The organism is Pseudomonas prosekii, assembly GCF_900105155.1.
Classification (GTDB): Bacteria; Pseudomonadota; Gammaproteobacteria; order Pseudomonadales; family Pseudomonadaceae; genus Aquipseudomonas; species Aquipseudomonas prosekii.
In genome coordinates, this window is the sequence record NZ_LT629762.1 from 3,859,126 (window position 1) to 3,867,500 (window position 8,375).

An 8,375-nucleotide genomic window follows, 5' to 3' on the forward strand; every position below is an offset into this window, starting at 1 on the left:
TCGCCATTATGGCCGCAAGTCCGCCTGACGCAAACCTCGGAGGGCTCCTGTTGAGGATGAATAAAGTGCGTATAATCCGCCGCCATGACTCGTACTCGATCCCCTCGCAGCAAAAAAAAACCACCTTCCAAGGGCATGAGCCCCTGGCTGAGCTGGGCCATTAAACTCAGCCTGGTCGGCCTCGTCGTGCTCGCCGGGTTCGCGGTGTACCTCGACGCGATTGTCCAGGAGAAGTTTTCCGGCAAGCGCTGGACCATTCCGGCCAAGGTTTACGCACGGCCGCTGGAATTGTTCACCGGTCAGAAGCTCAGCAAGGAAGACTTCCTTACCGAACTCGATGCCTTGGGCTATCGCCGCGAAGCCGTGAACAACGGCCCCGGCGCGGCGGCGGTCAGCGGCAATACCGTCGACCTGAACACCCGTGGCTTCCAGTTTTATGAAGGCCTGGAAAAAGCTCAGCCGGTGCGCGTGCGCTTCTCCGGCGACTACGTGGCCGAGCTGTCCGCGACCAACGGCTCGAAGCTGTCGGTGGTGCGCCTGGAACCGCTGATGATCGGCGGGATTTATCCGAAAAACCTCGAAGACCGGATTCTGATCAAGATCGATCAGGTGCCGCCGTACCTGCTCGAAACGCTGGTCGCGGTGGAAGATCGGGATTTCTACAGTCACTGGGGCGTGTCGCCGAAGTCGATTGCCCGCGCCGTTTATGTGAACACCTCGGGCGGCAAGATGACCCAGGGCGGCAGTACGCTGACGCAACAATTGGTCAAGAATTTCTACCTGACCAGCGAACGCAGCCTGACCCGCAAGCTCACCGAAGCCATGATGGCGATGCTGCTGGAGCTGCATTACGACAAACGCGAAATTCTTGAGGCTTACCTCAACGAAGTGTTTGTCGGCCAGGACGGTCAGCGTGCGGTGCACGGTTTTGGTCTGGCCAGCCAGTTCTTCTTCGGCCAACCATTGTCCGAGCTGAAATTGCACCAAGTGGCGTTGCTGGTGGGCATGGTCAAAGGGCCGTCCTATTACAACCCGCGACGCAATCCTGAGCGCGCGCTGGAACGACGCAATCTGGTGCTCGACGTGCTTGAGCAGCAAGGCGTCGCCTCGGCCGAACAAGTGGCGGCGGCGAAAGCCATGCCGCTGGGCGTGACCACGCGCGGCAAGCTCGCGGACAGCTCGTTCCCGGGCTTTATCGATCTGGTCAAACGGCAATTGCGCGATGACTATCGCGACGAAGACTTGACCGAAGAAGGCCTGCGGATTTTCACCAGTTTCGATCCGATTCTGCAGATGAAAGCCGAGGCCTCGGTGAATGACACCTTTAAACGCCTGGCCGGGCGCAAGGGTTCGGATGACGTCGAAGCAGCGATGGTCGTGACCAACCCGGAAACCGGTGAAGTCCAAGCCATGATCGGCAGCCGTCAGGCGAGTTTCGCCGGGTTTAACCGGGCGCTCGACGCGGTACGGCCGATTGGTTCGTTGATCAAACCGGCGGTGTATCTGACGGCGCTTGAGAAGCCGAGCCAATACAGTTTGACCAGTTGGCTGTCGGACGACGCTTTTTCGGTGAAGGGTGCGGACGGGCAAGTCTGGAAACCGCAGAACTACGATCGTCGCTCCCACGGCACAGTGTTCCTGTATCAGGGGCTGGCGCATTCGTACAACTTGTCGACCGCGCGTCTCGGTCTGGAGCTGGGCGTGCCGAACGTCCTCAAGACCTTGGCGCGACTGGGTGTGACGCGGGAATTCCCGGCGTTCCCGTCGATGCTGTTGGGCGCGGGCGCCTTGACGCCGATGGAAGTGGCGACGATGTATCAGACCCTGGCCAACGGCGGTTTTAATACGCCGATGCGCGGGATTCGCAGCGTTCTCACTGCGGAAGGCGAGCCGCTCAAGCGTTATCCGTTCCAGATTCAGCAGCGTTTTGACCCAGCGTCGATTTTCCTGATCCAGAGCGCCATGCAGCGGGTCATGCGTGAAGGCACCGGCAGTTCGGTTTACAACGTGTTGCCGAAAACCCTGACGCTGGCGGGCAAGACCGGCACCAGTAACGATTCGCGTGACAGCTGGTTCGCCGGTTTCAGTCAGGATCTGCTGGCGGTGGTCTGGCTGGGCCGCGACGATAACGGCAAGACGCCGTTCACCGGCGCCACCGGTGCCTTGCAGGTCTGGACCAGTTTCATGCGCAAAGCCGATCCGCTGCCGCTGGACATGCCGCAACCGGACAACATCGTGCAGGCGTGGGTAGATTCGCGCACCGGGCAAGGCTCTGATGCCGGTTGCCCAGGTGCGGTGCAGATGCCGTATATTCGCGGCAGCGAACCGCCTCCCGGCGCAGCTTGCGGTGGCGAAAGCCCTGCTTCCGGCGAAACGGTGATGGATTGGGTCAAGGGCTGGATGAATTAAGCAAAGAGGGTTTCAAGTGAACAAGTGGTTGATTCCAGCGGTTACCGCCGTAGCTTTGCTCAGCGGTTGTTCCAGCGTACAGCGCGGTTCGATCCCGGTTGTGGACTCCGGCAGCGCGGTGTCGAACAGTGAGCGGATTTCGGCGAATGGCGGTTTCCGTCAGACCACCGTGAAACGTCCTGCGCAAGGCCAGACCCAGGCGATCCCGCAAGGCGATACCGGTGTGGTGGTGATGGTGCCGGGCGGCGGCGCAGTGAGTTCGGCGCCGATCAGCACTTCGCCGATCACTCCGGGGCCGATCACCCCAGGTCCGATTGATACTTCGCCGGTGCAATCGGCGCCGGTCAATCAGGGCAGCTACAGCATGCCATCGACGCCGAGCGGGATTCCTTCGGCGAGCAGCGGCGGCGGTTTGTCGGCCGACGAGCAACTGGACGGTCCGGTACTCGCGTTGCTCACCACCGCTCAACAGCAACAGGCCGGTGGCGACCTGAATGGCGCGTCTTCGAGCCTGGAACGTGCCCAGCGTGTGGCCCCGCGTGAGCCGCAAGTGCTTTATCGCCTGGCGCAGGTGCGCATGGCTCAAGGTGATGCGCCGCAAGCCGAGCAATTCGCTCGTCGCGGTCTGACGTTCGCCAATGGCCGCGCGGATCTGCAGGCCAACCTGTGGGAATTGATCGCTCAGGCGCGTGAGAAACAGGGCGATTCCGCCGGCGCCGCACTGGCCCGTCAGAAGGCCAAGGTTGCGCTGTGATGGACGCACGTTTCCCCAGGATTGCCGAGCAGTTGTTGCTGATCGAACGCGAGTTGCGGATTCAGGGCTGGTGGGACGACGTCGCGCCGAGCACTGAAGCGTTGTCGAGTGTCGAGCCGTTCGCGGTCGACACGCTGGACTTCGAGCAGTGGCTGCAATGGATTTTCCTGCCGCGCATGAAGGCGATCCTCGAACAGGATCTGCCGTTGCCCAATGCCTCGGGCATTCAGGAAATGGCCGAAATGGTCTTCGCCGCGCGTGATGTGCAGGGCAAGGATCGGCAGTTGCAGGTCTTGCTCAAAGAGTTCGACCTGCTGATCACCGCGTCGCGCTGACACCTATCCCCTGTAGGAGCGAAGCTTGCTCGCGAAAGCTGTTTCACGTTCAGCACATGTGTTGACGGCTGAATCGCTATCGCGAGCAAGCTTTGCTCCTACAGGTTTTTTATAGGCAGTTATTGGCAATTATCGGCAATCTGCTTCTGCGCCTCGATGATGCGCTCCTGCCGCGTCTGGTCAGTCAAACGGCGCATCTCCCCATCAATCTCTTCACGTAATCGCGGGTTGTTCTGCAACTGCGCAAGGTTCGTCCGCGCCTGTTCGCAGAACACTTTGAGCTGCGCCTGCTGCTCTGCCACCTGCTTTTTCACAGTCTTGTCGATGCCTTGTTGGTCGCCAATCACGTTGCTGTTGGCCGGCACGCTCGGTTTGCTCGTCGGCGCGGCGGGCGTTACCACCGTGGTGGAGGGCTGGCCCTGCGGCGGCTGCGCGTCAAAGTGCGTAACGCCTTGGGCGTCCACCCATTTGTAAATCTGCGCCGCCATGGTCATCGGGCTCAGGGTGAACAGCAAACTGGCGGTGATGAAAAAGGTACGCATGCCATTTCCTTGTCAGAAGTTGCGCAATTGAAGCTCACACACATGGGGTTTACGGGTTTTTTCTTGCGTTCTCATGTGCTTACTCACAATAAAGCACATAGACGGCTTGACTTGCAGAGGACGAAACAGAAGAATCCAAAGTCCGCTGTAGAGGGACTGCCAGAAGCAGACCCACTCGGCAGATCATGAGGCGCATACCCGCGCCGACCTGTTACACCCGCAACGCGTTACCTCGCGCTGGGTGGGAAAGCCCCGCAACACTTGGGACGATCCCAATACTTGCTCAGTCAGTGCTGACGTAGTCGGCGACCACCGTCGCTCATGCTCTGCCGAGAAGTAAACCTATTAAGACCCGTCCTCTTGTGAGTGGACGGTATTCTGGCGTTTTAGAGGTGAACAACGTGGAGCTTTTATCTGGCGGTGAGATGCTCGTCCGCTTTTTGCGTGACGAAGGCGTCAAATATATCTACGGGTACCCCGGTGGTGCTCTTCTTCATGTCTACGATGCCCTGTTCAAAGAACCGGAAGTGACCCACATCCTGGTTCGTCATGAACAAGCGGCTACCCATATGGCTGACGGCTATGCCCGTGCCACCGGTAAAGCCGGCGTGGTACTGGTGACTTCCGGTCCTGGCGCAACCAATGCCATTACCGGGATCGCCACTGCTTATATGGACTCCATTCCGATGGTGATCATTTCCGGCCAGGTGCCTAGCACCATGGTTGGCACCGACGCGTTCCAGGAAACCGACATGATCGGTATCTCCCGGCCGATCGTGAAGCACAGCTTCATGATCAAGCACGCCTCGGAAATCCCGGAAGTCATGAAGAAGGCGTTCTACCTGGCGCAGTCCGGTCGTCCGGGCCCGGTCGTGGTCGATATCCCGAAAGACATGACCAACCCGGCCGAGAAGTTCGAATACATCTTCCCGAAAAAAGCCAAGCTGCGTTCCTACAGCCCGGCCGTTCGCGGTCACTCGGGGCAAATCCGCAAGGCTGCAGAAATGCTCCTCGCGGCCAAGCGTCCAGTGATGTACGCCGGCGGCGGCGTGATTCTCGGGGGTGGCTCCGCGCCGCTGACCGAATTGGCGAAGATGCTCAACCTGCCAGTGACCAACACGCTGATGGGCCTGGGTGCCTACCCTGGCACCGACCGCCAGTTCATCGGCATGCTCGGCATGCACGGCAGCTACACCGCCAACCTGGCGATGCACCACGCTGACGTGATCCTTGCAGTCGGCGCGCGTTTCGATGACCGCGTGATCAACGGCCCGGCGAAGTTCTGCCCCAACGCCAAGATCATTCACATCGACATCGACCCGGCTTCGATCTCCAAGACCATCAAGGCTGACGTTCCTATTGTCGGCCCGGTGGAAAGTGTCCTGAGCGAAATGGTCGCGATCCTCAAGGAAATCGGCGAGACCCCGAACAAGGACTCGGTTGCCAGTTGGTGGAAGCAAGTTGACGAGTGGCGCGGTGACCGCGGCCTGTTCCCTTACGACAAGGGCGACGGCAGCATCATCAAGCCGCAGACCGTGGTCGAAACCCTCTGCGAAGTGACCAAGGGCGATGCCTATGTTGCTTCCGACGTGGGCCAGCACCAGATGTTCGCGGCGCAGTACTACACGTTCAACAAGCCGAACCGCTGGATCAACTCCGGTGGCCTGGGCACCATGGGCTTCGGTTTCCCGGCGGCCATGGGCATCAAGCTGAGCTTCCCGGATGCCGACGTCGTCTGCGTGACGGGCGAGGGCAGCATCCAGATGAATATTCAGGAGCTGTCTACCTGTCTGCAATATGGCTTGCCGGTGAAAATCGTCATCCTGAACAACGGTGTTCTGGGTATGGTTCGCCAGTGGCAAGACATGAGCTACGGCAGCCGCCACTCGCACTCCTACATGGAATCGTTGCCCGACTTCGTCAAGTTGGCGGAGGCCTATGGCCACGTCGGCATGCGCATCACCGATTCGAAAGAATTGAAGTCGAAGATGGAGGAAGCGTTCGCCATGAAGGATCGCCTGGTGGTGCTCGATATTTCGGTCGACACCAGTGAGCACGTCTACCCGATGCAGATCAAAGACGGCTCCATGCGCGATATGTGGCTGAGCAAGACGGAGCGTACTTAATCATGCGGCACATTATTTCCTTGCTTCTGGAAAACGAACCCGGCGCTCTGTCTCGTGTAGTCGGCCTGTTCTCGCAGCGCAACTACAACATCGAAAGCCTGACCGTGGCACCGACCGAAGACCCGACATTGTCGCGTCTGACGCTGACCACGGTTGGGCATGACGAAGTGATCGAGCAGATCACCAAGAACCTCAACAAGTTGATCGAAGTGGTCAAGTTGGTCGACCTCTCGGAGAGTGCTCACATCGAGCGCGAACTGATGCTGGTCAAGGTCAAGGCGACTGGCGCCCAGCGCGCCGAGATCAAACGCACTACCGATATTTACCGTGGGCAGATCGTCGATGTCAGCGCCAGCGTTTATACCGTTCAACTGACCGGTACCAGCGACAAGCTCGACAGCTTCATTCAGTCCATCGGCACCGCATCGATTCTGGAAACCGTCCGTAGCGGCGTAACCGGTATCGCCCGCGGCGACAAAGTACTCAGCATCTAAACCAAATTAGTGAATGGCCTGAACGGCCTGGATATATAGGGGAATTTCATGAAAGTTTATTACGAAAAAGACTGCGACCTGTCGATCATCCAGGGCAAGAAAGTTGCCATCATCGGTTACGGTTCCCAGGGCCACGCTCAAGCGTGCAACCTGAAAGACTCCGGCGTTGACGTTACTGTCGGTCTGCGTAAAGGTTCGGCCACTGTTGCCAAAGCCGAAGCTCACGGCCTGAAAGTGACTGACGTTGCGTCCGCTGTTGCTGCTGCCGACCTGGTCATGATCCTGACCCCGGACGAGTTCCAGTCCGCGCTGTACAAGAACGAAATCGAGCCGAACATCAAGAAAGGCGCCACCCTGGCCTTCTCCCACGGCTTCGCGATCCACTACAACCAGGTTGTTCCGCGCGCTGACCTCGATGTGATCATGATCGCGCCGAAAGCCCCGGGCCACACCGTGCGTTCCGAGTTCGTCAAGGGCGGCGGTATCCCTGACTTGATCGCTATCTATCAGGACGCTTCGGGCAACGCCAAAAACGTTGCACTGTCCTACGCTGCCGGCGTTGGCGGCGGCCGTACCGGCATCATCGAAACCACCTTCAAGGACGAGACTGAAACCGACCTGTTCGGCGAACAAGCCGTTCTGTGCGGCGGTACCGTTGAACTGGTAAAAGCCGGTTTCGAAACCCTGGTTGAAGCTGGCTACGCGCCGGAAATGGCCTACTTCGAATGCCTGCACGAACTGAAGCTGATCGTTGACCTCATGTACGAAGGCGGTATCGCCAACATGAACTACTCGATCTCCAACAACGCTGAATACGGCGAGTACGTGACCGGTCCGGAAGTGATCAACGCCGAATCCCGTCAGGCCATGCGCAACGCCCTGAAACGTATTCAGGACGGCGAATACGCCAAAATGTTCATCAGCGAAGGCGCAACCGGCTACCCTTCGATGACCGCCAAGCGTCGTAACAACGCCGCTCACGGTATCGAAATCATCGGCGAGCAACTGCGCTCCATGATGCCGTGGATCGGTGCCAACAAGATCGTCGACAAAGCCAAAAACTGAGTCGCAGTCTTGTACGGAAAACGCGGCCTAGGCCGCGTTTTTTCGTTTGGATCGCCGGTTCTGGTATAAAGCTGCATCGTTTGCGGCCGAACCGTGGTCGCAGGCACCTGTCGAAACTTTCCACCCTGTTGCAAGGTAATGTCCATGAGCGAACGTCCCGAAGAGCCAAACCAGGCTCCTGACGCCGAAAGTCTGCTGCCCATCGATGAGCACATCGAGGAAGGGCATGACGCTGAAGGCCGTAAAGTCCGGCATCGTGGTATCTATCTTCTGCCGAATCTTTTCACCACTGCGAACCTCTTCGCAGGGTTCTATTCCATCATCAACTCGATGAGTGCCCAGGCAGCCTTGAGCGCCGGCGATTCGGTCAACGCGAGCAAATATTTTGCCTTCGCCGCGATCGCGATTTTCGTCGCCATGGTGCTCGACGGCCTCGATGGCCGGGTTGCGCGCATGACCAATACCCAAAGCGCCTTCGGTGCCGAGTACGACTCGCTGTCGGACATGGTTGCCTTTGGCGTCGCGCCGGCCTTGCTGGCATTCGGCTGGGCCTTGGGTGACATGGGCAAGGTCGGCTGGATGGTCGCCTTCATTTATGTTGCGGGCGCGGCATTGCGTCTGGCCCGTTTCAACACCCAGGTCGGCACCGC

The 8,375-nt window shown here is 59.0% G+C and carries 8 protein-coding genes (1 of these 8 running past the window's edge); 7 read left to right on the forward strand and 1 reads right to left on the reverse strand.

What is annotated here, in order from left to right; genetic code table 11:
• Positions 1-84: 84 nt before the first annotated feature.
• From mrcB to BLU01_RS17565, 3 genes are read left to right on the forward strand one after another with little or no spacing between them, the layout of a single operon-like run.
• Positions 85-2,409, forward strand: a complete 2,325-nt coding sequence (mrcB, locus tag BLU01_RS17555; RefSeq protein ID WP_092277937.1) for a penicillin-binding protein 1B — start codon at positions 85-87, stop codon at positions 2,407-2,409.
• A 16-nt stretch (positions 2,410-2,425) separates the two neighbouring features.
• Entirely contained in the window at positions 2,426-3,163 is a 738-nt protein-coding gene (locus tag BLU01_RS17560; RefSeq protein ID WP_092277939.1) for a hypothetical protein, read from the forward strand.
• Positions 3,163-3,498, forward strand: coding sequence for a YqcC family protein (locus BLU01_RS17565; RefSeq protein ID WP_092277941.1), 336 nt, complete (start codon positions 3,163-3,165; stop codon positions 3,496-3,498). Before BLU01_RS17560 ends, BLU01_RS17565 begins: the two co-directional genes overlap by 1 nt.
• Positions 3,499-3,617: 119 nt before the next feature.
• Here BLU01_RS17565 and BLU01_RS17570 read toward each other — a convergent pair whose 3' ends face one another.
• Entirely contained in the window at positions 3,618-4,040 is a 423-nt protein-coding gene (locus BLU01_RS17570; protein ID WP_092277943.1) for a DUF4124 domain-containing protein, read from the reverse strand.
• 401 nt (positions 4,041-4,441) lie between these two features.
• On the opposite strand from BLU01_RS17570, the gene BLU01_RS17575 reads away from it, so the two are divergent.
• The 4 genes from BLU01_RS17575 to pssA form a co-directional block, all read left to right on the forward strand.
• The gene (locus BLU01_RS17575) at positions 4,442-6,166 is read left to right on the forward strand and encodes an acetolactate synthase 3 large subunit (RefSeq protein WP_092281640.1); all 1,725 of its coding nucleotides are present in this window, start codon (positions 4,442-4,444) and stop codon (positions 6,164-6,166) included.
• A 2-nt stretch (positions 6,167-6,168) separates the two neighbouring features.
• The gene (gene ilvN / locus BLU01_RS17580; protein WP_003176102.1) at positions 6,169-6,660 is read left to right on the forward strand and encodes an acetolactate synthase small subunit; all 492 of its coding nucleotides are present in this window, start codon (positions 6,169-6,171) and stop codon (positions 6,658-6,660) included.
• Positions 6,661-6,708: 48 nt separating this feature from the next.
• Complete coding sequence (ilvC, locus tag BLU01_RS17585) at positions 6,709-7,725, forward strand: ketol-acid reductoisomerase (RefSeq protein ID WP_007948647.1); 1,017 nt, start codon at positions 6,709-6,711, stop codon at positions 7,723-7,725.
• Between the two features lie 144 nt (positions 7,726-7,869).
• Positions 7,870-8,375, forward strand: the 5' portion of a protein-coding gene (gene pssA / locus BLU01_RS17590; protein ID WP_092277945.1) for a CDP-diacylglycerol--serine O-phosphatidyltransferase. It continues 349 nt past the right edge of the window; only the first 506 of its 855 coding nucleotides appear in the window; the start codon lies at positions 7,870-7,872; its stop codon lies beyond the right edge, outside the window.

Coding starts and splice junctions, on each gene's coding strand:
- ilvN (WP_003176102.1), top strand. CDS start 6,169: ATGCGGCACATTATTTCCTTGCTTCTGGAAAACGAACCCGGCGCTCTG.
- BLU01_RS17565 (WP_092277941.1), top strand. CDS start 3,163: ATGGACGCACGTTTCCCCAGGATTGCCGAGCAGTTGTTGCTGATCGAA.
- mrcB (WP_092277937.1), top strand. CDS start 85: ATGACTCGTACTCGATCCCCTCGCAGCAAAAAAAAACCACCTTCCAAG.
- BLU01_RS17570 (WP_092277943.1), bottom strand. CDS start 4,040: ATGCGTACCTTTTTCATCACCGCCAGTTTGCTGTTCACCCTGAGCCCG.
- ilvC (WP_007948647.1), top strand. CDS start 6,709: ATGAAAGTTTATTACGAAAAAGACTGCGACCTGTCGATCATCCAGGGC.